General features: G+C 62.4%; 24 protein-coding genes and 1 pseudogene. 9 read left to right on the top strand and 16 right to left on the bottom strand.

The genetic code is table 11. The features are described 5' to 3' along the window. Positions 1–497: 497 nt before the first annotated feature. Positions 498–719 (top strand): hypothetical protein, encoded by a 222-nt coding sequence (locus tag CO664_RS06780; RefSeq protein ID WP_234819707.1) that lies wholly within the window; start codon positions 498–500, stop codon positions 717–719. A gap of 324 nt (positions 720–1,043) precedes the next feature. Here CO664_RS06780 and CO664_RS06775 read toward each other — a convergent pair whose 3' ends face one another. Continuing rightward, positions 1,044–1,292, bottom strand: a complete 249-nt coding sequence (locus tag CO664_RS06775; protein ID WP_037386209.1) for a hypothetical protein — start codon at positions 1,290–1,292, stop codon at positions 1,044–1,046. Between the two features lie 414 nt (positions 1,293–1,706). Here CO664_RS06775 and CO664_RS06770 point away from each other — a divergent pair, with 414 nt between their 5' ends. The 5 genes and pseudogenes from CO664_RS06770 (at position 1,707) to CO664_RS06750 (ending at position 4,788) form a co-directional block, all read left to right on the top strand. Beyond that, entirely contained in the window at positions 1,707–1,946 is a 240-nt protein-coding gene (locus CO664_RS06770; RefSeq protein ID WP_037426721.1) for a DUF982 domain-containing protein, read from the top strand. Between the two features lie 415 nt (positions 1,947–2,361). Then, positions 2,362–2,574: a hypothetical protein gene (locus CO664_RS06765; RefSeq protein WP_050988417.1), complete on the top strand. Its 213-nt coding sequence runs from the start codon at positions 2,362–2,364 to the stop codon at positions 2,572–2,574. 214 nt (positions 2,575–2,788) lie between these two features. Beyond that, positions 2,789–3,477, top strand: a pseudogene (locus CO664_RS06760) (fumarylacetoacetate hydrolase family protein). Between the two features lie 53 nt (positions 3,478–3,530). Next, positions 3,531–4,061: a gamma carbonic anhydrase family protein gene (locus CO664_RS06755; protein ID WP_037426726.1), complete on the top strand. Its 531-nt coding sequence runs from the start codon at positions 3,531–3,533 to the stop codon at positions 4,059–4,061. A gap of 73 nt (positions 4,062–4,134) precedes the next feature. Beyond that, positions 4,135–4,788 (top strand): phytochelatin synthase family protein, encoded by a 654-nt coding sequence (locus tag CO664_RS06750; protein WP_097524929.1) that lies wholly within the window; start codon positions 4,135–4,137, stop codon positions 4,786–4,788. Between the two features lie 10 nt (positions 4,789–4,798). On the opposite strand, the gene CO664_RS06745 is transcribed toward CO664_RS06750, so the two are convergent. Genes CO664_RS06745 through CO664_RS06735 form a run of 3 tightly spaced genes read right to left on the bottom strand, consistent with a single transcriptional unit; the run spans position 4,799 to position 6,916 of the window. Beyond that, positions 4,799–5,194, bottom strand: coding sequence for a Fur family transcriptional regulator (locus tag CO664_RS06745; RefSeq protein WP_037426730.1), 396 nt, complete (start codon positions 5,192–5,194; stop codon positions 4,799–4,801). Continuing rightward, entirely contained in the window at positions 5,194–6,015 is an 822-nt protein-coding gene (gene znuB, locus CO664_RS06740; RefSeq protein ID WP_037426734.1) for a zinc ABC transporter permease subunit ZnuB, read from the bottom strand. The genes CO664_RS06745 and znuB overlap by 1 nt, the downstream gene beginning before the upstream one ends. Beyond that, positions 6,008–6,916: a metal ABC transporter ATP-binding protein gene (locus CO664_RS06735; RefSeq protein WP_037426745.1), complete on the bottom strand. Its 909-nt coding sequence runs from the start codon at positions 6,914–6,916 to the stop codon at positions 6,008–6,010. The genes znuB and CO664_RS06735 overlap by 8 nt, the downstream gene beginning before the upstream one ends. A gap of 157 nt (positions 6,917–7,073) precedes the next feature. On the opposite strand from CO664_RS06735, the gene CO664_RS06730 reads away from it, so the two are divergent. Beyond that, on the top strand, positions 7,074–8,096 hold the full coding sequence (locus CO664_RS06730; RefSeq protein ID WP_097524930.1) for a zinc ABC transporter substrate-binding protein: 1,023 nt from the start codon (positions 7,074–7,076) through the stop codon (positions 8,094–8,096). Between the two features lie 98 nt (positions 8,097–8,194). Here CO664_RS06730 and CO664_RS06725 read toward each other — a convergent pair whose 3' ends face one another. Further along, positions 8,195–8,566: an RcnB family protein gene (locus tag CO664_RS06725; RefSeq protein ID WP_097538234.1), complete on the bottom strand. Its 372-nt coding sequence runs from the start codon at positions 8,564–8,566 to the stop codon at positions 8,195–8,197. A gap of 122 nt (positions 8,567–8,688) precedes the next feature. Next, positions 8,689–10,317 (bottom strand): glycoside hydrolase family 43 protein, encoded by a 1,629-nt coding sequence (locus CO664_RS06720; protein ID WP_097538606.1) that lies wholly within the window; start codon positions 10,315–10,317, stop codon positions 8,689–8,691. Between the two features lie 315 nt (positions 10,318–10,632). On the opposite strand from CO664_RS06720, the gene CO664_RS06715 reads away from it, so the two are divergent. Next, positions 10,633–11,208 carry a TRAP transporter small permease subunit gene (locus tag CO664_RS06715; RefSeq protein ID WP_097538233.1) on the top strand — a complete coding sequence of 192 codons (576 nt, stop codon included), beginning with the start codon at positions 10,633–10,635 and terminating at the stop codon, positions 11,206–11,208. Further along, positions 11,205–13,052 (top strand): TRAP transporter large permease subunit, encoded by a 1,848-nt coding sequence (locus CO664_RS06710; protein ID WP_097538232.1) that lies wholly within the window; start codon positions 11,205–11,207, stop codon positions 13,050–13,052. The genes CO664_RS06715 and CO664_RS06710 overlap by 4 nt, the downstream gene beginning before the upstream one ends. 91 nt (positions 13,053–13,143) lie before the next feature. On the opposite strand, the gene CO664_RS06705 is transcribed toward CO664_RS06710, so the two are convergent. The 10 genes from CO664_RS06705 to CO664_RS06660 all read right to left on the bottom strand — a co-directional run bounded on the left by CO664_RS06705 (position 13,144) and on the right by CO664_RS06660 (position 25,277). After that, on the bottom strand, positions 13,144–13,557 hold the full coding sequence (locus tag CO664_RS06705; RefSeq protein ID WP_097538231.1) for a cupin domain-containing protein: 414 nt from the start codon (positions 13,555–13,557) through the stop codon (positions 13,144–13,146). Between the two features lie 139 nt (positions 13,558–13,696). Then, positions 13,697–14,803, bottom strand: a complete 1,107-nt coding sequence (locus CO664_RS06700) for a TRAP transporter substrate-binding protein (RefSeq protein WP_097524933.1) — start codon at positions 14,801–14,803, stop codon at positions 13,697–13,699. 294 nt (positions 14,804–15,097) lie between these two features. Beyond that, on the bottom strand, positions 15,098–16,126 hold the full coding sequence (gene mgrA / locus CO664_RS06695) for an L-glyceraldehyde 3-phosphate reductase (protein ID WP_097524934.1): 1,029 nt from the start codon (positions 16,124–16,126) through the stop codon (positions 15,098–15,100). Between the two features lie 205 nt (positions 16,127–16,331). Next, positions 16,332–17,465 (bottom strand): Gfo/Idh/MocA family oxidoreductase, encoded by a 1,134-nt coding sequence (locus CO664_RS06690; RefSeq protein ID WP_097538230.1) that lies wholly within the window; start codon positions 17,463–17,465, stop codon positions 16,332–16,334. A 15-nt stretch (positions 17,466–17,480) separates the two neighbouring features. Beyond that, positions 17,481–18,242, bottom strand: a complete 762-nt coding sequence (locus CO664_RS06685; RefSeq protein ID WP_097538229.1) for a sugar phosphate isomerase/epimerase — start codon at positions 18,240–18,242, stop codon at positions 17,481–17,483. Positions 18,243–18,354: 112 nt separating this feature from the next. Continuing rightward, positions 18,355–20,829: a glycoside hydrolase family 2 protein gene (locus tag CO664_RS06680; RefSeq protein WP_097538228.1), complete on the bottom strand. Its 2,475-nt coding sequence runs from the start codon at positions 20,827–20,829 to the stop codon at positions 18,355–18,357. A gap of 79 nt (positions 20,830–20,908) precedes the next feature. Continuing rightward, entirely contained in the window at positions 20,909–21,994 is a 1,086-nt protein-coding gene (locus CO664_RS06675; protein WP_097538227.1) for an ABC transporter ATP-binding protein, read from the bottom strand. A 6-nt stretch (positions 21,995–22,000) separates the two neighbouring features. Then, positions 22,001–22,942 carry a carbohydrate ABC transporter permease gene (locus CO664_RS06670; RefSeq protein ID WP_037426799.1) on the bottom strand — a complete coding sequence of 314 codons (942 nt, stop codon included), beginning with the start codon at positions 22,940–22,942 and terminating at the stop codon, positions 22,001–22,003. Further along, on the bottom strand, positions 22,935–23,843 hold the full coding sequence (locus CO664_RS06665; RefSeq protein WP_037426801.1) for a sugar ABC transporter permease: 909 nt from the start codon (positions 23,841–23,843) through the stop codon (positions 22,935–22,937). The genes CO664_RS06670 and CO664_RS06665 overlap by 8 nt, the downstream gene beginning before the upstream one ends. Positions 23,844–24,041: 198 nt before the next feature. After that, complete coding sequence (locus CO664_RS06660) at positions 24,042–25,277, bottom strand: ABC transporter substrate-binding protein (RefSeq protein ID WP_097538226.1); 1,236 nt, start codon at positions 25,275–25,277, stop codon at positions 24,042–24,044. Positions 25,278–25,364 lie beyond the last annotated feature (87 nt).

Below are 25,364 nucleotides of genomic sequence, written 5' to 3'. Positions count from 1 at the left end.
GCATTGCGGAAGGGGCGGAAGCGCCGCTCTGGGACTCGCACCATCAGGCTTCAGCATTTGTTTAGCGAGTGCGCATGGTCGCATATGGATCAGGAAAAACCCTCGGCAATGGGGGTAAGACCTTTGTCCAGATCTGCTCGGACTAAAGTCCCTTACGGCAGTCCGGCGGGAACTGGTGAAAGCCTTTTCCGTTCTTCCCTCAGTCTTCCGTGGGAGTGCGATTATGTTTGTCCAGGATAACAACAAGCCGGAACGGAGCGCCTCGCCGGGCCTTCCCATCGGCCTTCTCTTGCTCTCTGTTGGCGCTCTCCTAGCCTATCTTACAATCGGTGGAGCGTGGTCGGAGAACAGCACTGAGACAGTCGTGTACGCGCCGCAAATCACAGACGTCCCGACGACGCGCTGAATTTCTTTGCGCGCTAGTTCGCCGACAACGCAATCAGCAGCAAGCAGGCAAAAACATGTCCGTGGTTCGAGTCGGCAGAGCGCGCTTGGCGATGGCTCTGCCGCAACATCGAAAGCAACTGCTCTCCATAAAGAGCGCTGAACTGGACGACCTTTTCGAAGCCTACGCCCTCTCGGCGGCAGCACTGGAAAGACTGAGTACACAAACGCCGATACAGCCGGAGCTCGTGGCAGAATACAGGGACATTTGCGCAAGCATTCAAACTGAAGTCTTGCGGTTGCTGGCGGGAAGCGGCGCCGCCGGAAATGCCTGAAGATTTCGGATTCTTTGCTTTTGGGCCGAAGCTTTCGAAGCGCTAACTCGCAATTAAAAACCCTCTGCAGGATTTGGCCGACTATCTAGACCAGCGGCGCGACGCCGCGTTGAAAGAGTTCCGCCACCTGCACAGATGAACATGAGGCTTCGTGATCATCTGCGGCGTGAGCGATGCGGATCGGGGCCTTGTACTGCGCCGACGCAAAGAAGGCGAGATGGCACGACCGCTCGGTGTGCATCGCAGAGCCACGACATCGTTGCGCCGCGCGCCCCGCCGGCCGACTTGATGTGCAGCGGCGACGCGGCGGCCATGGCTGGTCGGCTACCGAAATCCAGCCTGCCGGAACCACTCCTGGACGCCGGCCAGCACCGCCGACTTGGCGCCCTCAAGCGTCGGCGCATAATGAAAGCCGGTATTGTTGGTGCCGTTGCAATGCGAAATGCGCCAGGCCCAGTCGCTCATCGTCTCGCGCTTCATGACGAAGGCGACTTCGTGCCGGCCCAGCATGGCACAATAGGTTCCGTTGCGCAGCGGCAACCATGTCAAGCGGATCTCTGCAACCTCTATCATTTCAGCCTCCAGCCGAAAATATAGTAGGCTGGCAATCAAGTGCTTGAAACCCCAGCAATTGAGGGGCTTGCGGCCAGAGGCGGGGAAGAACGGTTATCGCGAACGGAACAACCTTGGAGGGAAGCGGCGGGCCGGCCGAAATGCGCGGCCGGGCACTGTCGGCCGCTTGCACGGACGCAAAAAGGCCAGCCTCTCGAAAATGCGGACAAACGAAAAAACCTGCGCTAGATTGAAGAGCCTGACTGCGGACGCGCCCAGAGCCTGCGCGGAACCGGGCCATGGCCGACGACGTTTTTGCATTCGAAACTCGAATAGGCGGGAGGAGCCGCGCTCGAGGGCCCTCCACCCGACTGTCGGAACCGAAATTCGCCGGTCCCGGACTTGTCCGGGACGTCGCACCTCAGGAGGAGAAGCATGCATCAGGTGTTGTGGAACCGTCCTATCGAGCTTGGACTGACCGCCGGCGATATCCGCATGGTCAAGGGGCCGTCCGATGCGCTCGCATGCCTGGCAGGTCAATGGCCGCACCGCGGTCCCTATTACGTCGCAGCGCGCAGCGCCTGCCGTGCGGCGATTGCCGGCCGTCGGACTCCCGACGAGGCGCGCAGGCTGTTCATTTTTGCCGTCGAGGAAGCGCATCTGAGAGCTCATTGAGCCGGAGAGACGCTATTTCGACCGATCCAGTGTTCAGCGTCTGTGTACGCCCGCACCTGTATTGTCTGCTATTTGCGCGCCAAAACCACGTCGGGAGGCCGAAATCATAATATTTATAGGTAGATCGCGGGGCGCATAAATAGTATTAATATCGTCAGCCAACGGCTTTGCTTGAAGATCAAGGTCGTTTCCAATATAAGCAAGGGCGCAAACTTTAAGTCATCAGCATGCCTTCGGGCGAGGCCGAATTTGCGGCCAATCTTGAAATGACACGGAAATTTCCGCGAAACCGCCGGATTTCTGTCGTGAAGCGTTCATCTAAAGCCCTTATATTCTGAGGTGCCTCATAAAGAACAAGTTCGGAGTGTTTAACTCCGGACAAAAAGGGAAAAGAAAATACTACGGGAGAGACATCATGATGAGAGAGAGCAATCTCCGACGTATCGTCGAAGTCAGCATGAAGCGTGAAACCGGCCGCAAGGACATCGGCATCATGACCGTTCGCCAGGCCCTTGAGCTTCCCGAAGTGCCGAGCCTCGAATACAGCCACCCGGAACTCAACTCGCGCTCGGACGGTCGCTTTCTGACCCGCGACCAGCTTGAAGCCTATGCCCGCTGCTGCGCCTGACCGCAGGCCCTGCGAGCCCTATAAATCACTCTCGGCAACATAAGTTTGCCTATTGCCGCAGCCCTTCCGGCTGCTAACGTCCCACCAAAGAATCGCTACAGCACCACCGTCCAGCCGGCACGGTAGGTCGCTGTAGCGTTTCGCCTCCCGCATATTCATTTGCTCGGCGCCAAGCCTGGCCGATGCGAGAACCGGACGACAGGAAACCGCCATTTTGGAAACCGTCATACCGCCCTCACCTCCTGTGCTTTTGCCGATTTCCGGGAGTGCCGTCGGCTTTCCGGTGCGCCGCGTCTATTGCGTCGGCCGCAACTATGCGGCCCATGCGCGCGAGATGGGACATGACCCCGAGCGCGAGCCGCCGTTCTTTTTCCAGAAGAATGCCGACAACCTGCTGCCGACCGGCCAGGATTTCCCCTATCCGCCGCTCTCCTCGGACGTGCACCACGAGGTGGAACTGGTCGTTGCCCTTCGCCACGGCGGTGCGGATATCCCGGTCGAAGAAGCGACCGCGCATGTCTACGGCTATGGCGCGTCGGCATCGATTTCACCCGCCGCGACCTGCAGGCCCAGGCGAAAGAGTCCGGCCGGCCCTGGACCGCGGCCAAGGCCTTCGAGCATTCCGCGCCGATTTCGGCAATCGCGCCGGCGACGGCCGTCGGCCATCCGGCAAACGGCAATATCTGGCTGAAGGTCAATGGCGAGACGCGCCAGCAGGGCGACCTCGCCCAGATGATCTGGACGGTGCCGGAGATCATCGCCGAACTCTCACGCCTCTTCACATTGGCACCCGGCGACATCATCATGACCGGAACGCCCGCCGGCGTGGGTGCCGTCGAGCGCGGCGACGTCATCACCTGCGGCATCGACGGTATCGCGGCGCTCTCCGTAAAGGTCGTCTGACGCGCCGCGTGGAAGGCTGCCCGCGCCTTGCCGCTCAGCAGAAGGAACGCACCATGCCACTTTATGCATTGGGACCGCTGCAGCCGAACACGCCGCCGCAAGGCAGCTACTGGATGGCGCCGGACGCCCATGTCATCGGCCAGGTGGAGATCGGCGAAGACGTCGGCATCTGGTTCGGCGCGACCTTGCGCGGCGACAACGAGCCGATCCGCATCGGTGCACGCACCAACATCCAGGAGGCGGTGATCGTCCATGTCGATCCGGGCTTCCCGGTGACGATCGGCGAAGGCTGCACCATCGGCCACAGAGCCATCGTTCACGGCTGCAGCATCGGTGACAACTCGCTGATCGGCATGGGCGCCACCGTCCTGAACGGCGCCAGGATCGGCCGCAACTGCCTGGTCGGCGCCAATGCGCTGGTCACCGAAGGCAAAGAATTTCCAGACAACTCATTGATCGTCGGCGCCCCGGCCAAGGTGATCCGGACGCTCGACGACGCGGCCGTCGAAGGTCTGAAGCGCTCGGCCGAGCATTATGTAAAGAATTGGCAGCGTTACGCCGCGCAGCTTAGCCGGCTGGACTGAGCCTTCGACAGCATCGGTAGGCGCGGCTATCGCCTTGCGCTATGCTCTGCCAGCATTTTCAGAGGTCAGGGCGATGAGGCGTGGAATTCTCGTCGGTGCCGCAATTGGTCTCTCCGTCCTCCTCGGCGGCGCCTATGTCTTGCGCCCAGCCGAGGTTTCGCCGGCTGCGATCCGCGCCTCGGTCGAGCAATCGCCTGACCTGCTGGACCGCGCCTGGAGTCTCCCGGTCGCCCTGAGCTATGGGCGGACACTGACGTGGCAGGCGAACGGCTCCTTCTGCGGCCCGGCCAGCGTCGCCAACCTCTTCCGCTCCATAGGCGAAGAGGAGACCACCGAAACCGAGGTGCTCGAGGGCACCGGCTGGTGCCGGCTCGGCTTCTGCTGGATGGGGCTGACGCTCGACGAGCTTGCCGAGGTAGCGGGCGCCCAGACGGATCGCAATGTCAGCGTGTTGCGGGACCTGACGCCGGAGGAGTTTCGGCGGCATTTGCGGGCGAGCAACGATCCGGCCAAGCGCTATATCGTCAACTTTTCACGAGAGGCGATCTTCGGCGCCGGCGTCGGCCATCACTCGCCGATCGGCGGCTATCTCGAGGCGGAAGATTTGGTTTTCGTCCTGGACGTAAACGAGCGCTTCAAGCCCTGGCTCGTTTCGCGCGAAAAGCTCTATTCGGCGGTGAACACCTTGGACGGCGACCGCAAGCGCGGCTTGTTGCTGATCGAATAGATGGACGGCTTCAGGCGCAGCTCTTGCAGTGCCCGCGGATTTCGATCGTGGTCTTCTCGGTCTTGAAGCTCTGGGCGCGAACGAGCGTCGACAGCCGCTGTTCGATCGCCTCGTCGTGGAACTCGGTCACCTGCCCGCAGCCCTCGCAGATCGTGAAGGCAGTCACGCCGTGGTCATGCTCGTGCTCATGCGGGCACGTGCAGGCCACGAAGGCGTTGAGGCTTTCCAGCCGGTGGACGAGGCCGTATTCCAGCAGCTTGTCGAGGGCGCGATAGACCTGGAGCGGCGCCCGGAAGCCGTGGTCCCTGAGCTTGTCGAGGATCGTGTAGGCGCTCATCGGTCCGTCCGAATGAGAGAGCGCGCCCATCACCAGCGACTGGTTTTTCGTCAATTGGGGCGTACCCATCAATGTCCTCCCTGCGAAGAATGCGACGCGCGCCCTGGTCGGCCGACCGGCAGCAGACTGAGCACGAAAAGCGCCAGCGCGGCAACCACGATCGATGGTCCGGAGGGTGTATCCCAGTGCAGCGAGCCAAAAAGCCCGCCGGCGACGGCAAGAGCGCCGATCAGCGAGGCGAGGACCGCCATCACCTCCGGCGAGGTGGCGAAGCGGCGCGCGGTCGCCGCCGGGATGATCAGCAGCGAGGTGATGAGGAGAATGCCGACGATCTTCATGGCAATGGCGATCACCAGCGCCATCAGCAGCATGAAGACGAGCCGCGCCCGTCCCGGCTTCAGTCCCTCGGCCTCTGCAAGCTCCGGATTGACCGTCGAGGCGAGCAAGGGCCGCCAGAGATAGACGAGCGCCAGGATCACCAGGATGCCGCCGCCCCAGATAATGTCGATATCGGCCTCCGAAACGGCGAGGATATCGCCGAAGAGGAAGCCGACGAGGTCTATGCGGACCCAGGTCATGAAGGCGACGATGACCAAGCCGATCGACAGCGCCGAATGCGACAGGATGCCGAGCAGCGCATCCGTCGACAGGGCGCCGCGCCTCTGCAGAAAGAGAAGCAGCAGGGAAACGGCCGAGGCGACGATGAAGACGCTGATCATCAGATTGAGGTCGAGAAGCAGCGATAGCGCCACGCCAAGCAGCGCCGAATGGGCCATCGTGTCGCCGAAATAGGCCATGCGCCGCCAGATGACAAAGCAGCCGAGCGGTCCCGCGACCATGGCGATGCCGATGCCGGCGAGCAGCGCCCGGATGAAGAAATCGTCAAGCATCGCGCTTCTCCGCGGCGTCAAAGCCGTGCAGCCGTGTGTGATGGCCGCAGCCGCAGTCCGGCTCGTGGTCGTGGACGTTTTCGGCCTCGTCATGATGATGATGGCCATCGCCGGGGAAGCAGCTCTCGGTGATGCTGCCGTCGGCGTGCAGCACCCGCCCGTCCGGCAGATGCGTGTGGTCGTGATGATGGCTGTAGACGGCCAGTGCCCCGGCGGCCCTGCGCCCGAAGAGCTTCAGATATTCCGGGCTTTGGCTGACGGCCTGCGGCGTTCCGCGGCAGCAGACATGGCCGTTCAGGCAAACGACAGTATCGGTCTCCGCCATGACGATGTGCAGATCATGCGAGATCAGCAGGATGCCGCAGCCGGTGCGGTTGCGGATCTGCTTGATCAATTCGTAAAGCGCGATCTCGCCGGAAAAGTCGACGCCCTGCACCGGCTCGTCGAGAACGAGAAGATCCGGCTTGCGGGCGATGGCGCGCGCCAGCAGCGCCCGCTGGAATTCGCCCCCCGAAAGATGCTGCACCTCGGCCTTGGCCATATGCAGCATGCCCGTTGCGGCCAGCGCCTCCTCGATCTCCCTGCCCTTCAATGGACCGGTCAGTGTCATCAACCGCTCGACCGTCAGCGGCAGAGTCCAATCGACGGCTAGCTTTTGCGGTACGTAGCCGACCTTGAGACCGGCAAGCCGCGCGACATTCCCTTCGTCGGGCCTCAGCACGCCGATGGCGGTCTTCGCGGTCGTCGATTTCCCCGATCCGTTCGGACCGATGAGCGTGACGATCTCGCCGCGGCTGATCGAGAATTCGACGCCGCGCACCAGCCAGCGCCCATTGCGGCGTACGCCCGCATTGGTAAGGCTGACAAGCGGCGCAATGTCTGGCGATCGGAAATTCAGCATCGAAAAATTCCGTCTTTTCACGGTTGCCTCTGGCTATCGCACACGTTATAGCATAACGCAATGGATGTAATAACATTACATGGCGATGCCGCGCAGTTTTGGAAGCGCGGATTCGCCGGTGCGATTTTAACTTTGAACTGCAAGCTCGGAGAATCCGATGAAATCGACGCCTGCCCTCCTCCTGCTCTCCACCCTCCTTCTGTCGTCGCCCGCCTGGGCGGAAGCTCCCAACGTGGTGGTCTCGATCAAGCCGATCCACTCTCTCGTCGCCTCGATCATGCAGGGCGTAGGCGAGCCGTCGTTGATCGTCGAAGGCGCAGCCTCGCCCCATACCTACAATATGAAGCCTTCGAACGCCGCAGCACTGCAGGCGGCAAATCTGGTGTTCTGGGTCGGCCCCGGCCTCGAAATCTTCCTTGAAAAGCCGCTCGAAGCCCTCGGTGGCGGCGCAAAAGTGGTCGAACTCAGCGAGGCGCCCGGCATGGAGAAGCTCAAGTTTCGCGAGGGCGGCGCCTTCGAACCGCACGACGATGGCGACGAGCATGGCGAGGAAGGGCACGGGCACGGCGCCGAGGAAGCCAGCCATGAGGGGCACGATGCCGACGCTCATGGCGCCGCAGCGCAGGAAGCCGAGCACCATCACGGTCACGGCGAAGGCGAATTCGACATGCATCTGTGGCTCGACCCGATGAATGCCAAGGCCATGGCCGCCGAGATCGAGAAGACGATCGCCGACACCGATCCCGCCAATGCCGCGGCCTATAAGGCCAATCTGGAAAAACTGAACCAGAGGCTCGATGGCCTGGATAAGAGCCTCGCCGAGACGGTTGCGCCGATCAAGGACAAGCCCTTCATCGTTTTCCATGATGCCTATCAATATTTTGAGCACCGCTACAAAGTGCGCGTCGCAGGCTCGATCACCGTCAGCCCGGAGGTATTACCGGGCGCGGAGCGGCTTTCCGAGATCCACGCCAAGATCGAGGATCTCGGAGCCACCTGTGTCTTTGCCGAACCGCAATTCGAGCCGAAGCTGGTCAATGTCGTCCTAGAGGGCACGCCGGCCAAGTCCGGCACGCTCGACCCGGAGGCGGCCACTCTGGAGGCAGGCCCGGATCTTTACTTCCAGCTGATGGAGAATGTCGGAACGTCGCTCAAAGACTGCCTTTCTTCGGCCAGCTGACGTCCCCCTCCCGCGGTAGCGAGGGCGGGTTCGCAGGAGCCCGCCTTCTTCATGAGGGCGTCGAGCGCCGAATTCCTCTCGCCCCTCGCATTCACATACTAATGGGCCGAGGCCAAGCCGACGATGACACCCGTAGCAAGGCTGATCAGCAGGAAGTCGTTGTCGACGCGCACCCATTGCTGGCCGCGCGGTGGAGTCCGCAGCCGATAGCGCCGGTAATCCCGGACATAGTCCATATGCCGCCGCTCGGACGGGCTCAGCCTATGGCCGCGCGCCCAACGGTATTTCTTGATGATCGCGCGTTTTTCGATGGTCTTTTCGACGCGCTTATCGACATGGCGATCGACCGGCCGGTAGCGATAGCGATCATGCGCCTGTGCAAGCTCGAACGAGGCGCCGGCCGACTGAGCGAACGCCATCGGCGTGGCGAGGAATGAACTGGCGACAAGCGCGATCAAGAGGCGTTTCATAGGGTTTCCTTTCTTTGTCTGCCCCTGGAAACTAGTTCCCGCCTCCTGAACCGAATATGAAGTCGAGATTACATTTATGTAATGATAATCGATGCTTATAAGTACTTTCTTACAAACAAATATCAGATCATAGAACCAAGCGCCTGATAGCGGAACCGGTCGAAATCCGCCGGCATGCCGCTGCCGGACGTGTCGAAGGCGAACATGCCGGCAAAGGCGCCGGTGAAAGAGCCGTGCTCGCCGCGGCCGCCCTCGTCCGAGACGACGCTCGCATCCAGCACAGGGCCGATGGAGGCCCAATCCTCCTCAGCGGTGGTCCGCCAGAAGAATTGGAGTTCGTTTTCCCTCACCTCCATTGCCAGGTGAACCGCGCCGTCCGGCACCGTCACGCCGCTACCGGCCGGATACTGCAGACGCCCATGCGGAAAATCGCCCGGGCATGAGAGGATGGTGACCACACGGCCGAGCGTCTCGTGCCAGGTGACGCCGAGCGCGTGGAACTTGTGGCGGTTATAATAGTGCGTCAGGCCGGCGACCTGCTGGTAGGTATGGGGTGCAAAGTCGACGACAGTCTCGGCTCGGAACGAATGATGCTCCTGGCGCCTCGCCACGAGCGCCTGCTCGAACCAACTGCCGATGCTTTCGCGGCCGAACAGGCGCAAATGCCCTTCGCGCCTTTCCAGCGAGAAGATTCGCTCCGGCAGCGGCGTGCGCAGCCATTGAAACTCCGGCGCAAGGATCGTCTCGTCGAAATCCGTCTCGATGACGGCGGGCTGCGAAAGAACGCTCGTCTCGGCCGGAGCCGGGACGCTCAGCTCCGGCACGATGCCGCTTTCCAGATAGAGCCAACCGTCTTCCCGCCAGACGCACTTCTGCAGGGCCGTCTCGCGACCGAGCGTGCAGCGGCGCTGCGGCGGCAGCGGCCGGCCGCAAAGGTGGGTGTGATAGGCCTGCCCATCGGGCGTCTCGACATACTGACCGTGGCCGGCCCGCTGTAGCGGCGCTTCCGGATGATCCTTCGATGTGATGAGATGGACCTGCGGGTGCATCTCGTACGGCCCGTCGATCGTCCGCGAGCGCGCCATGGTCACCGCATGGTCGTAGCCCGTCCCCCCTTCCGCCGTGGTCAGGTAATACCATCCGTCGCGCTTGAAGAGATGCGGCCCCTCGACGAGCCCGAGCGGACTGCCGGCGAAGATGTTTTTGACGGGACCGACGAGCTTGCGCGTCCGCTCGTCCCATTCCTGCAGCAAGATTCCGTCGAAAGCCGGATGCTTCGGCGCACCGCCAAAACTCTCCGTGCGATGGTTCCACTGCATGTTCAGGAACCACTTGCGGCCGTCGTCATCATGGAAGAGCGACGGATCGAATCCCGAGGAATTGACATAGACGGGATCCGACCAGGTCGCCTCCACCGCTTCCGCGGTGACGATGTAGTTGTGCGCATCCTTGAAGTTGCCGTCAAAGCGCTTCACGTCCGTATAGACCAGCCAGAACAGCCCGTCGCAATAGGAAAGGCACGGGGCCCATATGCCGCAGCTGTCGGGATTGCCGCGCATGTCGAGCTGACTAGCCCGCTCCAGCGGCCGGCGGACGAGGCGCCAGTTCACGAGGTCGCGCGAGTGGTGGATCTGCACGCCCGGAAACCACTCGAAGGTGGACGTCGCGATGTAATAGTCGTCACCGACCCGGCAGATCGACGGGTCGGGATTGAAGCCCGGCAGGATCGGATTGCGGATCATCGCGGTCATGTCTTGCTCCTCCATCTTTGCGCAGCATCCAGCCCCAAACTCGGCGCCGTTTCAAGGCCTTTCCTGTCCATGCAGTGCATGCGCGGAGGGCGACCGAATCGCCTCCACGAGGGGAACCGCACGCCAATACAAGGCGGTATATCGAGCCTAGCGCCGGAGCTTGAGGCACTCCGAGAGCCTCCCCATGATACTTTCGTACATACGCCGGCCGCGAAACGGAAAAATGGCCGCCCAGACTTGAAAGGAAGCTTGAAATCGGCACTGTGACTGTGCTTGGCAGAACACCAAAAACCAGCCAATGCGGGGAGGTATTCAATGAATCCGTTACTCGGCTTCAGCCGATTGATCGATGCCATTACCGAGAGAATCGGCAAGGCAGTTTCCTGGCTCATACTCGTCGCCGTTCTCGTCAGCGCCGGCAACGCGGTCATCAGAAAAGCTTTCAACGTGTCGTCCAACGCCTGGCTCGAGGCGCAATGGTACCTCTTCGGCGCCGCCTTCATGTTCGCCGCCGCCTATACGCTCAGCCAGAACGAGCACATCCGGATCGATGTCGTCTACGGAATGTTCTCGCGGCGCGTCCAGCATTGGATCGATCTCTTCGGGCACGTCTTCTTCCTGATGCCCTTCGTGGTCCTGATGCTCTACTACCTCGTGCCTTACGTCCGAATGTCCTATGTCTCGGGCGAGGTATCGTCGAGCGCCGGCGGGCTGATCATCTGGCCGGCCAAGGCCATCCTGTTGTTCGGCTTCATTCTCCTCGCCTTGCAGGGCGTCTCGGAAATCATCAAGAAGATTGCCATCATGACCGGCAACATGGACGATCCGACCCCCTACGTACCGACCCACGCGCCGCTTGAAGACCCCGTCGCTCCGGAGGTACGCCCGTGATCGAGCTCATCGCTGAAAACCTGGCGCCGATCATGTTCGCCTCATTGATCGTGTTCCTGCTGCTGGGGTACCCGGTCGCCTTCTCGCTTGCCGCCAACGGCCTGCTGTTCTTCATCATCGGCGTGGAACTGGCGCCGCTTTCGGATTCGATCAATCTCTCCTGGCCGCTGCTCAACGCCCTGCCGGAGCGCTTCTGGGGGGTGATGTCGAACGACACATTGCTTGCCATCCCCTTCTTCACCTTCATGGGGATCGTGCTCGAACGCTCCGGCATGGCCGAGGACCTTCTCGACACGATCGGCCAGCTCTTCGGCCCCGTCCGCGGCGGCCTCGCCTATGCGGTGATCTTCGTCGGCGCGCTGCTTGCGGCAACCACCGGTGTGGTGGCGGCCTCGGTCATCGCCATGGGCCTGATCTCGCTGCCGATCATGCTGCGCTACGGCTATGACCGGCGCATCGCGTCGGGCGTCATCGCCGCCTCCGGCACGCTTGCCCAGATCATCCCGCCGTCGCTTGTGCTGATCGTTCTTGCCGACCAGCTCGGCCGCTCCGTCGGCGACATGTATGCCGGCGCCCTGATCCCGGGTCTCGTGCTGACAGGCCTCTACATGGGCTACATCCTGCTCATGACCTTCCTGAAGCGCGATTCCATGCCGGCGCTGCCGCTGGAAGCGCGTACGCTCGGATCGGGCGTGGCGTCGCTCATCGTCGCGCTGCTCGTAGCAGCCGGCATCGCCTATGCGGCGCATGTCTACCTGTCGCCAACCCAGGGCGAAAACGCCGACATTCTCGGCGCGACGGTCGGCGTCGCGATCATCTATGTCGTTGCGCTCGTCGATCGGGCCATGAAGCTCAATGCCCTGTCGCGCCTCGCCCAACAGGTCATCATCGTGCTGATCCCGCCGCTGGCGCTGATCTTTCTCGTGCTCGGCACGATCTTCCTCGGAATCGCGACGCCGACGGAAGGCGGGGCGATGGGTGCAGTCGGCGCGCTGATCATGGCTGCGGCGAAAGGCCGCCTCAACATGGAGGTTATCCGGGCTGCGCTCGCGTCGACCACCCGCCTTTCGGCTTTCGTGCTGTTCATCCTGATCGGCGCTCGCGTCTTCTCGCTGACCTTCTACGGCGTCAACGGGCACCTTTGGGTCGAGCACCTGTTGGTCGGGCTGCCGGGCGGCGAGATCGGCTTCCTGATCGCCGTCAACCTGCTCGTCTTCTTTCTGGCCTTCTTCCTCGACTTCTTCGAGCTCGCCTTCATCATCGTGCCGCTGCTCGCACCGGCGGCGGACAAGCTCGGCATCGATCTGATCTGGTTCGGTGTGCTGCTCGGCATCAACATGCAGACGAGCTTCATGCACCCGCCCTTCGGCTTCGCGCTCTTTTACCTGCGTTCGGTCGCCGCGAGGGTGCCCTATCTCGACAAGGTGACCGGCAAGATGACGCAGCCGGTGACAACCGGCCAAATCTATTGGGGTGCGGTGCCCTTCGTCGGCATCCAGATCGTGATGGTGGCGTTGACGATCCTCTTCCCGCAGATGGTCATGCACTACAAGGGAAGCGGCACCACGGTCGATCCGTCGACGATCAAGATCGAGGTGCCCGGTTTCGGGACGGGAGGCGGCGGACTGACCCTGCCCGACAACGGCGGCGGCCTCGGCCTTCCGGGCGGCCTGCAACTCCCCGGTGGCAGCCCGCCCGGCGGCGGCCTCGGCCTTCCGGGCGGCCTGCAACTCCCCGGTGGCAGCCCGCTCGACCAGAAGCCCGCTGATCAGAACGGCGGCGCACAGCCGCAGCCGCAGACCGCGCCTTCGAACGATCTCAGTCAGCCGCCGTCGTTCAAATAGAGCAAGAATCGGCTCGAAATGCATCGGGCGGCCCCGACCACGGCCGCCCGTTTTCTTTGTGGCTTACGCTCCCGACAAGAAAACCCGGTTCCTAATCCAGCCGCTTTGCCGGATTGTCGCGATACCAGTCGACGATCATGGGCATCATCTCTTCGAAGGGGCCACCCACGAAAACGTTGAGCAGGCCCATGCGGGCCGCGCTCTCGTTCTTGAAATCATGCATCGTTCCACGCGGGATGACGCAAAGCGACCCTTTCTCCATCTGGTGCCAGGTGTCGCCCACTAGGATGCTGGCCGTGCCCTCGATCACATAGAAGATCTCGTCGTTGTCATCGTGCTTGTGGGCACCCGGCCCTTCATGTCGTGCGTCTAGCCACCATTCCGAGACCGAAAAGCGGTCCTGGGTCTCCGGTCCATCGGCTTTGAAGACGGCCTGTATCGCACCCATGTCGTAGCGCCGCCCCTCGTCGGGGCCGAGCGCGATCGATTGGCTCTCACTCGGCATTGCGCCTCCTCCTTGCGCGTTGAGGCGGCAACCCTACCACGAAACCACTGGACAATCGCCGGTCGACGTCCGGCAATAAAAAAGCCGCCCGCGACCAAGGTTGCGAGCGGCTGGTTGCAGTCAGGAACAGGGGTCGAGCTCAGACCTTGCCGTTGCGCTGCTGGATCATCATGAAGGTGTCGTAGTTGTATTCGGCGATCTGGGCGTTCAGGTAGTATTCGGCGCGGAACGCCTTGATCGAATCCCAGATCTTCTTGAAGGTCGGATTCGACGCTTCCATCTCCGCATAGACCTTGTTCGCCTCGTCGAAGCAGGCCGACAGGATTTCCGGGCTGAATGGACTCAGCTTGGCGCCGGCCGCAACCAGGCGCTTGATCGCCGACGGGTTCAGGAAATCGTACTTCTGCAGCATGTTCGCGTCTGTCGCCTGGCAGGCGGTGCGCAGAAGCGACTGATAGGCCTTAGGCAGACCGTCATAGGCCGCCTTGTTGAACATGGCGTGCACCGTCGGACCACCTTCCCACCAACCGGGATAGTAGTAATACGGCGCCACCTTGTAGAAACCAAGCTTCTCGTCGTCATAAGGGCCGACCCACTCGGCGGCATCGATCGTGCCCTTCTCGAGGGCCGGGTAGATGTCGCCGCCGGCGAGCTGCTGCGGCACCACGCCGAGGCGCTCCATGACCTTGCCGGCGAAGCCGCCGACGCGCATCTTTAGCCCCTTCATGTCGGCGACGGTCTTGATTTCCTTGCGGAACCAGCCGCCCATCTGGACGCCGGTATTGCCGTTCGGGAAGCCGACCAGGCCTTGCCCGCCGAGGAATTCGTTGAACAGGTCAATGCCGCCGCCGTGATAGTGCCAGGCGTTCATGCCGCGCGCGTTGAGCGCGAAGGGCACGGCAGCGCCGAGCGCCCAGGTCGGGTCCTTGCCCCAGTAATAGTATGCGACGGTGTGGCACGCTTCCACGGTGCCGGCCGCGGCCGCATCGGCGGCCTGCAGCCCCGGGACGATTTCGCCCGCTGCGAAGACCTGGATCTGGAAGTTGCCGTCGGTCGCCTCGGACACGTATTTCGACAGGACTTCCCCGCCGCCATAGATCGTATCCAGCGACTTCGGGAACGACGACGTCAAACGCCAGGTCACTTTCGGATTGCTTTGCGCGATGGCCGGCGATGCGAGCGCTGACGCGGCAGCCGCACCGAGGCCGCCCAAGCTCGCGTTTTTAATGAATGAACGGCGATCCATAGTTCCTCCCTGGTTCCCGCCTGGCGATCGACGCTGTCGACTGTCAACGCCCCCGCCTATCGAGGCTTCCTCGATCCATTTCGGGTGATCGAAAGCGCCTTGTTTCTCCTCGTTTGCCGCCCGGCACGCGTTGCAAAAAGCACTGCGCAAACCGGACGACAGCAACGCACCTTACATAAACGCAATCCCATGTCCAGCGGCGGCATCGAGCCGCCGCCCCCTACTTTTGTACAGGCTTGGGAAACTATGTCCGATGGCCGTAAATTCAAGGCAAATCAAGGCATTCCGGTGCAATCAGCGTTCGGCTGACGAAGCCCAGAGATTGATGTCGGCTTCACGGGCGTAGAGGTCGATCTCCGCCAGTTCCTCGGCCGTGAAGGCGTCGTTATCGAGCGCCCTGACGCAATCGACGATCTGCTCGGAGCGGCTCGCGCCGATCAGCGCCGAGGTGATGCGCCCGCCGCGCAACACCCAGGCAAGCGCCATCTGCGCCAGCGTCTGGCCGCGCCCTTCGGCGATCGCGTTCAACTTGCGAATGTTGTCGGTGATCGCCGGACGAATGAAGTCCTTCTTGAGGAAGTGGTTCTGGGCGGCGCGGCTGTCCTGCGGGATTCCGCTCAGATATTTCGTCGTCAGCATCCCTTGGGCGAGCGGTGAGAAGACGATTGAGCCGATGCCGAGCTCTTCAAGCGTGTCGACAAGCCCGTCGTCTTCGACCCAGCGGTTTAGCATGGAATAGCTCGGCTGGTGGATGAGGCATGGCGTGCCGAGTTCCTTGAGGATCGCTGCCGCCTCGCGGGTGCGCTGCGAATTGTAGGAGGATATGCCGACATAAAGCGCCCTGCCCGAGCGGACGATGTGGTCGAGCGCGCCGCAGGTCTCCTCGAGCGGCGTGTCCGGATCGAAGCGGTGGGAATAGAAGATGTCGACATAGTCGAGCCCCAAGCGCTTCAGGCTCTGGTCGCAGGAGGCGATCAGATATTTGCGGCTGCCCCATTCGCCATAGGGACCCGGCCACATGTCGTATCCTGCCTTGGAGGAGATGATCAGCTCATCGCGCAGACCGGCGAAATCGGTCCTGAGGATTTCGCCGAAGGCCGTCTCGGCCGAACCGGCCGGCGGACCGTAATTATTGGCGAGATCGAAATGGGTGATGCCGAGGTCGAAAGCCGTCCGGCACATGTCGATCTTGCGCTCATGCGGCGTGTCGCCGCCGAAATTGTGCCACAGCCCCAGTGAAATCGCCGGCAGCTTCAGCCCGCTCCGGCCGCAGCGGTTGTACTTCATCTTCTCGTATCGGTTTTCCGCCGGTTGCCAGGCCATGGCTATGCTCCTCAATTGCGTCGGGTGCTTTGAATACCCCTCCCCAACCCCTCCCCACAAGGGGGAGGGGCAAGTCGTGCCCGCTGCGATCACGTGCGATTTCCAATTGCGTGACTTGCGTAGAGGTCGAGAGGGCGGTCGAAACGGTCCGGCCGAGAAGCCCCTCCCCGTTGTGGGGAGGGGTTGGGGAGGGGTTTGTTCGGCCTCACCGCAGCAACGCCTGCGCCTCCCCGATGCCGAGCGCTGCGGGCTGGGTGCAGGTCGTGGACAGAGTCACGAAGCGGCCCTCCTCGCCCGATTTCAAAATTGACACCATGACGTCGACGGCGTGAAGGGCACGATCGAGCGAGCAACGGGCATCACGGCCGGTCAGAATGGCGTCTGCCAGGTCGGCGAGGCCGGCCGTGCGATAGTTGGCGATCGGGCCGAGCGGATGCTCCCAGTTGTCGACGGCGAACGGGTGCTCCCACATCGTGAGAGGCTGGATCTCCTTGTCCTGGCCGCTGGCCTCGACAGTGCCGCCGAAGAAATTCGGATCCGGTACGAACAACGAGCCTTCGGTGCCGTAGAGCTCCATATTGGCGTGGCGGTGCGACCAGACGTCCCAGCTTGCTGAAAGAGTGATTGTCGCGCCGTTGTGGAATTCGAGCAGCGCGTGGATGTTGGTCGGCGTCTTGACCGGGATCACCTCGCCCTTCCGAGGCTCGCTGGTGATCGTGCGGGTCTGGCTCGCCATCGAGGAAAGTGCTGCGACGCGCTTCACCGGTCCGATGAGATTGACGAGATTGGCGATGTAATAGGGCCCGAGGTCGAGCACCGGCCCGCCGCCCGGCAGGAAGAAGAAGTCCGGATTCGGATGCCACATCTCCATGCCCGGGCTCATCACATGGCAGGTCCCCGATGTGACCCGACCGATCTTGCCCGCGTCGATATGGGCACGGGCGAGCTGGTGCGCGCCGCCGAGGAAGGTGTCCGGCGCCGAGCCGACCATCAGCCCCTTCGCTTTTGCGATTGCCCGCAGTTCCTCGCCCTGCTCGAGCGTGAGCACCAGCGGCTTCTCCGAATAGACGTGCTTGCCGGATTCGAGGATTGCCTTCGAAACCGGGAAATGCGCGTCCGGGATCGTCAGGTTGACGACGATGTCTATCTCCGGATTGACAAGCATCGCCTCGATGCTTTGCGCCGTCACGTCGAATTCAGCGGCACGCGCCTCGGCGGCGGCCGGATTGATATCGGCGCAGGAGATGACCCTGATGCCCTTGAAGAGCGGCGCGAGCTTGAAATAGGTGGTTGAAATATTGCCGCATCCGATGATGCCGACGCCCAGTTCTTTTGCCATGGAAATATCCGCTTCTCAGTAGGATTGAATGGAAGCCAGCGAGCGCTTGGCGAAGCGCCGGAAGTCGCTGGGATTGTCGTGTTCGGCGATGAAGTATTTGGCCGAGGTCCTGGAGAGCGCCTGGATGAGCGCCTTCCAGTCGAGCGTGCCCTGCCCGACATCCGCCCAGCCGTCTTCGCTTGCATTCTCGCCCTTCGGCGCGATGTCCTTGACGTGGACGGCGGTGATGCGGCTGCCGTATTTCGAGATCCAGGCAAAGGGATCGGCATCGCCGCGCACGATCCAGGCGATGTCGGCCTCCCAGGAGAGTTCCGGTCCGCCGGCAAAAATCAGGTCGAGCGGCACCGAACCGTCCGCAAGCGGATGGAACTCGAAGTCGTGATTGTGCCAGCCGAAGTCGAGCCCCGCCTCGCGGAACGGCTTGCCCGCAGTTTGCAGCCGCGCTCCGAAGGCGCGCCAGCCGGCCGCATCGGTCGGGCGCTGGTCGGGCATCAGATAGGGGCAATAGACGGCGCGGATGCCGAGCGCCTTGGCGATCTTCAGGACCCGCTCCGGATCCGACTCGAGCATGTCGAGCCCGAAATGGGCGGTCGGCATGGAGAGGCCGTGGCGATCGAGACCGCTCTTGAAGCCGGCAATCTCGCCGTCGCTAAGCGACGCGTAGAGCGCACCGTAGCCCTCGACCTGCGTGTAGCCGGCATCACCGAGAGCGGAGAGCACCTCGGCAAGCGGCGGGAAGTTGCGGGCGCTATAGAGCTGGAAGCTGACGTCTTTCATTGAGAATCTCCTCGTGGGACTTGCGGGAAGGATTGCTGGAAAAAAGAGATAACGACCGCCCATACGTCGGACGCGGAGCCGCGGGCCATTTGCCGGAATACGCCTCACTCACTCACCCTTTTCCCTGGCAGGATTCGAGATCGCAGGCGGCGAAGCGCGGCAGAGCGCCCTCGGCGAGCCGGGTTCTTGGTGTAAAGCGAATGGTCATGGATTGGCCCGCCGTCAGGTCGAAGGCATTATCGGAATAGCGGCCCTCGACATCGGCCTCGAGCATGACATGCAGCGCGAGACCGGTCGCGGTCGCAGTGACGTCGAAACTGCTGTCCGGCCGCGATGCCGCTTCGAGCGACAGCCCGGACGGCGCGAGTTCGAGCGCCTTGTAGGTGCCGTGGACGTAGTGCCCCTCCCCGCGCATGCCGTTGGAGGCCTCGAAGGACCAGAAGAGCAGCGTATCCCGGGGAATGTCGGTTGCGGCGATGCTCACGAGCGTCGCCGCGCGGTCCGACGAGCAGGATCCCATGGCGGCCATCAATGGACGGCGGCTGCCGTCGAGCGCAACGAGGAAAGCCTCGAGCTCGATCGTCACCGGCTCGGGTGTATCGTTCACCACTGAGAAGGCGATCTCCCGGCCATCCACCGAAGGAATGGCTGCGACGGCGACCGGCTGGAAGAAGCGGCGCGCCATGTAATGCATGGCCTTCCAATGGCCGCCGTAGTCGAGGCTCGACCAGGAGGCGACCGGCCAGGTGTCGTTGAGCTGCCAGTAAAGCGTTCCCATGCAATGGGGCTTCAGCGAGCGCCAGTAGTCGACGGCCGTGCGGATCGCCAGGCCCTGCTGGATCTGGCTCAGATAGACGAAGCTTGGAAAATCCTTGGGAAAGCGGAAATAGCGGAACATGGTCCCGGCGATCCGCTCGTTGCCGCCGGCATTCTTCTGATGTGCCTCAATGACCGGCGAGGCGATGTTGAGGTCGCCCGCCTCGGCGAACTGCCGGATCACCGGCATCGACGTATAGGACTGGAAGCCAAATTCCGAGCAGAAGCGCGGCCGCACGGTGCGATAATTGTCGAAGGACTTGTTCTCGTGCCAGACGGACCAGTAGTGCATGTCGCCGGCGCCATCCGCATGCCAGGCATCGCCGAAATTGAGATATCCGACCGACGGACTCGACGGCCACCAGATCGCCTCCGGCGAGGCGGCCTTGAGCGCAGTCTCCACCGTGCGGTTCAGCCGGTCATAGGAAACCAGGTAGCGGTCGCGATCCCTGCGGCTTTCCTCGAACCAGGTCAGCGCTCCGACCAGTTCGTTGTCTCCGCACCAGAGCGCAATCGACGGATGGGACTGAAGCCTTTTGACCTGATACTCGACTTCCGCGGCAACGTTTTCGAGAAAGTCAGCCGTCGAGGGATAGAGATTGCAGGCGAACATGAAGTCCTGCCAGACGAGCAGGCCGAGGCGGTCGCAGCGATCGTAGAACCAATCCGGCTCGTAGAAGCCGCCGCCCCAGACGCGGATCATGTTCATGTTGGCTTCGACTGCAGAGCGCAACAGGTCCTCGACACCCTGCGGCGTCACGCGGGACGTCAGCGCATCCGCCGGTATCCAGTTGGCGCCGCGGCAGAAAATCTCGCGGCCGTTGACGCGGAACGCAAAGCGGCTGCCGGCTTCGTCCTGGTCGGTGACAAGTTCGAGCGTCCGAAAGCCGATCTGCCGCGTGACGCTCTCCTCGGGCGTTTCCACCTTGAGGATCGAGAGCACCTGCTCGCCGCTGCCGGCCGGCCACCAGCGCCTGGGTTCCGCCACGTTGAACACATGGGTGATGCGGGTTTCGCCTGCGGCAACGCTGCAGTCCAGGCGCTCGCGCAGGCCGTCGAGTTCGAAATGGATCGGCAGGATGCCCGGATCGCCGGCATAGAGCTCCACGGTCACCTGCAGGTCGACAGACCCATCATCGAGCCAGACCTGGCGTGTCGTCACATGTTCGATGCGCGCCGTCTCAAGCCGGCAGAGCGCCGGCGAGCCGTAGACGCCGAGCGGCGCGATGGCGATGTTCCAATCCCAGCCGAAATGGCATTGCGGCTTGCGCAGCATGTTGCCGTTGGCGATCGGCGAGTTGCCGTCGTGATAGGGCACGTAAAACGGCTGCTCCGCCTGGCGCCGGGCACCTTCGGCGATCGAGGAATGCAGCACGAGGCGGATCCGGTTCTCTCCTGCGACAAGTGCCTGCGACACATCGGGGCGATGGCGGCGGAAGCAATTGTCCGCCTGCAAGACGAGGCGATCGTTGACGAAGACGGACGCGACCGTGTCGATGCTCTCGAAATCGAGATACCAGTGTCCCTCGAGATCGCTCGCGTCGATGGCGACCGTGCGCTCGAGCACCCAGTCCTTGTACGCCACCCATTGGACGTCCGCCTCGTTCCGGCCGTGATAGGGGTCGGCAATGATGCCGGCGCGCTGCAGCGCGCTGTGCACGTCGCCCGGCAGCGCGATCGTCAGGGCATGGCTGTTGTCGGCCGAAGCGAGCAGCCAGTCGCCGGAAAGATCGATGCGGATCGGGTCACGGTTGTTGATCTCGGAAGGCATTCCCACAGTCCATTCATTGGCCGGTGATTTCGCGCCGGCTTTCATCCGATGAGACGTCACCGGCCTATCGGATGTTCGGTCAAAGTCGGTTTTCGCTGGCTGCGTCGAAAATCGAGGCGACGGCCATGTCGAAGGAGAGGCGCACCGTGCTGCCCGGTGGGTAGCGCCGCTGGCCGGCGATCCGCACCGACATGGATTGGCCGGCAAGCCTCAGCCACAGGAGGTTGTCGGCGCCCATCGGCTCCTCGATGTCGACCGTCGCGGGGTGCACCTCGTGCCCTTCCGTCGCCTCGTCGACCTTGATGTGTTCGGGCCTCAGGCCGAGGACCACCTTCTGGCCAGGGTGAAGCCTCGTGCGTGCCGGATAGGCGGTGACGTCGAAGGCAACGCCGTCGACCCGAACGAAACTGCGGCCGTCCTTCGCCTCCAGCTCGCCGCGGAAGAAGTTCATCGACGGCGAGCCGATGAAGCCGGCAACGAAGAGGTTCTCTGGGGCGTTGTAGATGGTCATCGGATCGGCGAGCTGCTGGATGACCCCGCTCTTCATCACGGCGATGCGGTCGGCGAGCGTCAGCGCTTCGATCTGATCGTGCGTGACGTAGATCATCGTGTTCTTCAGCGACTGGTGCAGCCGCTTGATCTCGACCCGCAATTCGGAGCGCAGCTTGGCGTCCAGGTTCGACAGCGGCTCGTCGAAGAGAAAGACGTCGACGTCGCGCACCAGCGCCCGGCCGATCGCCACGCGCTGGCGCTGGCCGCCGGAGAGCTCCGAGGGTTTCCGCTTCAGCAGCGGCTGGATCTGCAGGATTTCCGCGGCGCGCTTCACGCGCTTGTCGATTTCCGCATGCGGAATTTTGGCGACCTGCAAGCCGAAGGAAAGGTTCTTCTCGACGGACATCTGCGGATAGAGCGCATAGGACTGGAACACCATGCCGATGCCCCGATCCTTGGGCTCCTCCCAGGTCACATTGCGGTCCTTGATGAAGATTTGTCCATCGGACACGTCGAGCAGGCCGGCGATGCAGTTCAGCAGCGTCGACTTTCCGCAGCCTGACGAACCGAGCAGGACGAGGAACTCGCCATGGTCGATGTCGAGATTGAGCCTGTCGAGAACCGTGACGGCGCCGAAATTCAGTGACAGATCCCTGACGGAAACACTTGTCATCCTTGCTTATCCTTTCACTGCACCGGCCGCGATGCCGCGGACAAAGAGCCGACCGGAGACGAAATAGACGACGAGCGGAACGGCTCCCGTCAAAATCGTCGCTGCCATGTTGACGTTGTATTCCTTCACGCCCTGGACCGAATTGACGATGTTGTTGAGCTGGACGGTCATCGGGTAGTACTCGGGCCGCGTGAACACGACGCCGAACAGGAAGTCGTTCCAGATGCCGGTGACCTGCAGGATCATCGCCACCACGAAGATCGGGAGCGACATCGGCAGCATGATCTTGAAGTAGATCGTCCAGAACCCGGCACCATCGACCCGCGCCGCCTTGAAGAGCTCTTCCGGCAGTCCCGCGAAGTAGTTGCGGAACAGGAGGGTCAGGATCGGCATGCCGAAGATCGTATGCACGATGACAAGTCCGGTCAGCGTGCCATAGACGCCCATTTCACGAAGCACGATCACGATCGGATAGATCATCACCTGGTATGGGATGAAGGCGCCGATGACCAGGATGGTGAAGAAGAGCTCCGCCCCCTTGAAGCGCCAGTTCGCCAGCGCATAGCCGTTCACCGAGGCAACCGCGATCGAGATGATCACCGAAGGCAGGGTGATGCGGACCGAATTCCAGAAGCCGCGGGAGAGCCCGTCGCAATTGAGCCCCGTGCAGGCCTCCGCCCAAGCCTTCACCCAGGGTTCGAAGGTGATTTCGAGCGGCGGCGCGAAGATGTTGCCGACGCGGATTTCCGGCATGCCTTTGAGCGACGTCACGATCATCACGTAGAGCGGCAGCAAGTAGTAAAGGGCCACGACGATCAAGGTGCCGTAGACGATGATGTTGCGCCGCGATAGCCGGCGGCGCGGCTTGCGGCCGCTCGGGCCCTTTTCGATCCGCCCGGTTGCCGTTTCATGGGCAGTGAGCGTGCTGTTGCTGGCAATGTTATCCACGCTTGCGGCCTCCTCCGAATTCCAGATACGCCCACGGCACGATGATGATGGCGACGGTGATCAGCATCATGGTGGAGGCGGCGAAGCCCTGGCCGAGGTTCTGGGCCTGGAACATGTAGTCGTAGACGTATTTGGCCGGCACCTCCGACGCGATGCCGGGGCCGCCGCTCGTTTGCGCCACGACGAGGTCGTAGACCTTGACGATGCCGCTCGCGATGATCACCAGGGTGGTGATGAAAACGCCGCGCATCATCGGGATGATGATCAGCACATAGGTCTTCCACATCGGGATGCCGTCGACCCGCGCGGCCTTCCAGATGTCCTCGTCGATGCCGCGTAAGCCCGCGAGCATCAGACACATGACGAGACCCGTGCCCTGCCAGAGCGCGGCGATCAGGATGCCGTAGATGACGATATCGGCATCGTAGAGCGGGTCGAAGGAGAAGCTTGTCCAGCCGAGCGACCGAACGATCGACTGGATGCCGAATTGTGGATTGAGAAGCCACTGCCAGACCAGCCCGGTCACGATGAAGGACAGGGCGAAGGGATAGAGCATGATCGTTCGGAAGGTATTCTCGAAGCGGATTTTCTGGTCCATCAGCGCCGCGAGCACGAAGCCGATCACCAGGCTGAAGACCAGCGAGAAGAAGCCGTAGACCGCAAGGTTCTGGATGGAGATGATCCAGCGCGGCGCCGCCCACAGCCGCTCGTATTGGTCGAGGCCGACGAAGGAGAGACGCGGCAGCAATTTCGAGTTGGTGAACGAGTAGACGACAGTCCAGATCGTGCCGCCGAGGAAGATGACCACGGCTGTCAGGATCATCGGAATCGAGGCGATCTTCGCATTCAGGTTGCGCAGCCACTGGTTCGGTCTGCCCGAACCACGTGTTAGAGCCGTCATGTTTCCTCCTCCGGAACTGCGACAATGTCTGGCGGCGGGGGGCACCGGCGACCAGCAAGCCGCCGAACTTCAACGCCGGCCACGGGACGTGGCCCCCTGTCCTTGTCTGCCATGCGCGCTCCGCCTCAGCGGCATTCGGGCACGGCGGCGGGCCGAGCGACGGCCTCGCGCAGCAGCGAGGCCGTCTGGAAGCCGCGATCAGTCCGCTGCGGCGATGATTTCCGCGAAGCGCTTCTGCGCGTCTTCCGGCGTCATCGACGGGTTTGCGAAGAACTCGGAGAAGAGATCTTCCTTCTGCTTCTGACTGTCGGCCGACAGCAGCTGGTCGGTGCCCTGGATAACATTGCCCTTGGCGAGGATTTCCAGTCCCTTCTTCATGCAGTCGTTGGCGGTTGCGAGGTCCACGTCGCCGCGCACGGGCAGCGAGCCCTTCTTCAGATTGAAGGCGACCTGTGTTTTCGGATTGAGGAGCGTCGAGGCCAGCACTTCCTGCGCCTTCGACTTTTCCTCGTCCTCGAGCAGCGGGAAGTAGAAGGCATCGCCGCCGGTCGAGATCACTTCGTTCACGCCGAGACCAGGAAGGCAGGTATAGTCGACACCGGCCTTCTGGCCCGCCACCTGGAACTCGCCCTGGGCCCAGTCGCCCATGATCTGGCCGCCGGCCTTGCCGGTGATCACCAGGTTCGTCGCCTGGTTCCAGTCCTGAACATTGGTGCCTTTCGACAGGCGGCGTGCATCGTCGGCCGCCTTGAAGACCTTGGCGATCTCCGGTCCGGCTGCGACTTCCTCATCCTTCTTGGCAAAGACTTGCTCGAACACGTCCTTGCCGACAATCGCCACCATCAGCACGTCGAACGCACCGGCCGCCTGCCACGGCTGACCGCCGACGGCAAGCGGTATGATGCCGGCCTTTTCAAGCGCCGGCCCGGCCGCAACGAATTCGTCCCAGTTCTTCGGCACCGGCACACCGGCCTGCTTGAAGGCAGCATTCGAAAGCCACAGCCATTGCCAGGAATGGATGTTGACGGGCGCGCAATAGATCTTGCCTTCGATCGTGCAGGAGTCGAGCAGGCTGGCCGGCTTGACGATTTCCTTCCAGTTTTCGCGCGTAGCGACATCGGTCAGGTCGCGCATCAACCCGGCCTCGACCAGTTCCTCGGCCTGACGGCCATGGTTGAACTGAGTCGCGCCCATCGGGTCGCCGCCGGTGATGCGGCTGATCATGATCGGCCGCGCCGTGCCGCCGGAGCCGGCGATCGCACCGTCAACCCATTTGTTGCCGGTCGCGTCGAATGCCTTCGCAAGTTCGGCGACCGCGGCAGCTTCGCCGCCGGACGTCCACCAATGCGTGACCTCCAGATCGGTGGCCTGAGCCAGGCCGAACGGCAGGACCACGGTTGCGGCCAAAGCGCCGGCCAAAGAACGTAATTTCATGAGTCTCCTCCCTCACTGTAACGTTACCGTAAAAAACTTAGTTCAATCCAATTGCCGACGCAACACCCACAACGGATAATTCAAATT

It is taken from the genome of Sinorhizobium sp. NG07B (assembly GCF_002532005.1).
Taxonomy (GTDB): Bacteria; Pseudomonadota; Alphaproteobacteria; order Rhizobiales; family Rhizobiaceae; genus Sinorhizobium; species Sinorhizobium fredii_C.
The sequence above is the reverse complement of the archived record's forward strand: the minus strand, read 5'-3'. Positions and strand labels throughout refer to the sequence as shown.

Excerpts from the sequence above, each read along its gene's own strand:
- CO664_RS06755 (WP_037426726.1), top strand. The coding sequence starts at position 3,531 with ATGCCACTTTATGCATTGGGACCGCTGCAGCCGAACACGCCGCCGCAA.
- CO664_RS06770 (WP_037426721.1), top strand. The coding sequence starts at position 1,707 with ATGCATCAGGTGTTGTGGAACCGTCCTATCGAGCTTGGACTGACCGCC.
- znuB (WP_037426734.1), bottom strand. The coding sequence starts at position 6,015 with ATGCTTGACGATTTCTTCATCCGGGCGCTGCTCGCCGGCATCGGCATC.
- CO664_RS06725 (WP_097538234.1), bottom strand. The coding sequence starts at position 8,566 with ATGAAACGCCTCTTGATCGCGCTTGTCGCCAGTTCATTCCTCGCCACG.
- CO664_RS06675 (WP_097538227.1), bottom strand. The coding sequence starts at position 21,994 with ATGACAAGTGTTTCCGTCAGGGATCTGTCACTGAATTTCGGCGCCGTC.
- CO664_RS06715 (WP_097538233.1), top strand. The coding sequence starts at position 10,633 with ATGAATCCGTTACTCGGCTTCAGCCGATTGATCGATGCCATTACCGAG.
- CO664_RS06745 (WP_037426730.1), bottom strand. The coding sequence starts at position 5,194 with ATGGGTACGCCCCAATTGACGAAAAACCAGTCGCTGGTGATGGGCGCG.
- CO664_RS06735 (WP_037426745.1), bottom strand. The coding sequence starts at position 6,916 with ATGCTGAATTTCCGATCGCCAGACATTGCGCCGCTTGTCAGCCTTACC.
- CO664_RS06750 (WP_097524929.1), top strand. The coding sequence starts at position 4,135 with ATGAGGCGTGGAATTCTCGTCGGTGCCGCAATTGGTCTCTCCGTCCTC.
- CO664_RS06730 (WP_097524930.1), top strand. The coding sequence starts at position 7,074 with ATGAAATCGACGCCTGCCCTCCTCCTGCTCTCCACCCTCCTTCTGTCG.
- CO664_RS06765 (WP_050988417.1), top strand. The coding sequence starts at position 2,362 with ATGATGAGAGAGAGCAATCTCCGACGTATCGTCGAAGTCAGCATGAAG.
- CO664_RS06700 (WP_097524933.1), bottom strand. The coding sequence starts at position 14,803 with ATGGATCGCCGTTCATTCATTAAAAACGCGAGCTTGGGCGGCCTCGGT.
- CO664_RS06690 (WP_097538230.1), bottom strand. The coding sequence starts at position 17,465 with ATGGCAAAAGAACTGGGCGTCGGCATCATCGGATGCGGCAATATTTCA.
- mgrA (WP_097524934.1), bottom strand. The coding sequence starts at position 16,126 with ATGGCCTGGCAACCGGCGGAAAACCGATACGAGAAGATGAAGTACAAC.
- CO664_RS06660 (WP_097538226.1), bottom strand. The coding sequence starts at position 25,277 with ATGAAATTACGTTCTTTGGCCGGCGCTTTGGCCGCAACCGTGGTCCTG.
- CO664_RS06705 (WP_097538231.1), bottom strand. The coding sequence starts at position 13,557 with ATGCCGAGTGAGAGCCAATCGATCGCGCTCGGCCCCGACGAGGGGCGG.
- CO664_RS06780 (WP_234819707.1), top strand. The coding sequence starts at position 498 with ATGGCTCTGCCGCAACATCGAAAGCAACTGCTCTCCATAAAGAGCGCT.
- CO664_RS06720 (WP_097538606.1), bottom strand. The coding sequence starts at position 10,317 with ATGACCGCGATGATCCGCAATCCGATCCTGCCGGGCTTCAATCCCGAC.
- CO664_RS06665 (WP_037426801.1), bottom strand. The coding sequence starts at position 23,843 with ATGACGGCTCTAACACGTGGTTCGGGCAGACCGAACCAGTGGCTGCGC.
- CO664_RS06775 (WP_037386209.1), bottom strand. The coding sequence starts at position 1,292 with ATGATAGAGGTTGCAGAGATCCGCTTGACATGGTTGCCGCTGCGCAAC.
- CO664_RS06685 (WP_097538229.1), bottom strand. The coding sequence starts at position 18,242 with ATGAAAGACGTCAGCTTCCAGCTCTATAGCGCCCGCAACTTCCCGCCG.
- CO664_RS06680 (WP_097538228.1), bottom strand. The coding sequence starts at position 20,829 with ATGCCTTCCGAGATCAACAACCGTGACCCGATCCGCATCGATCTTTCC.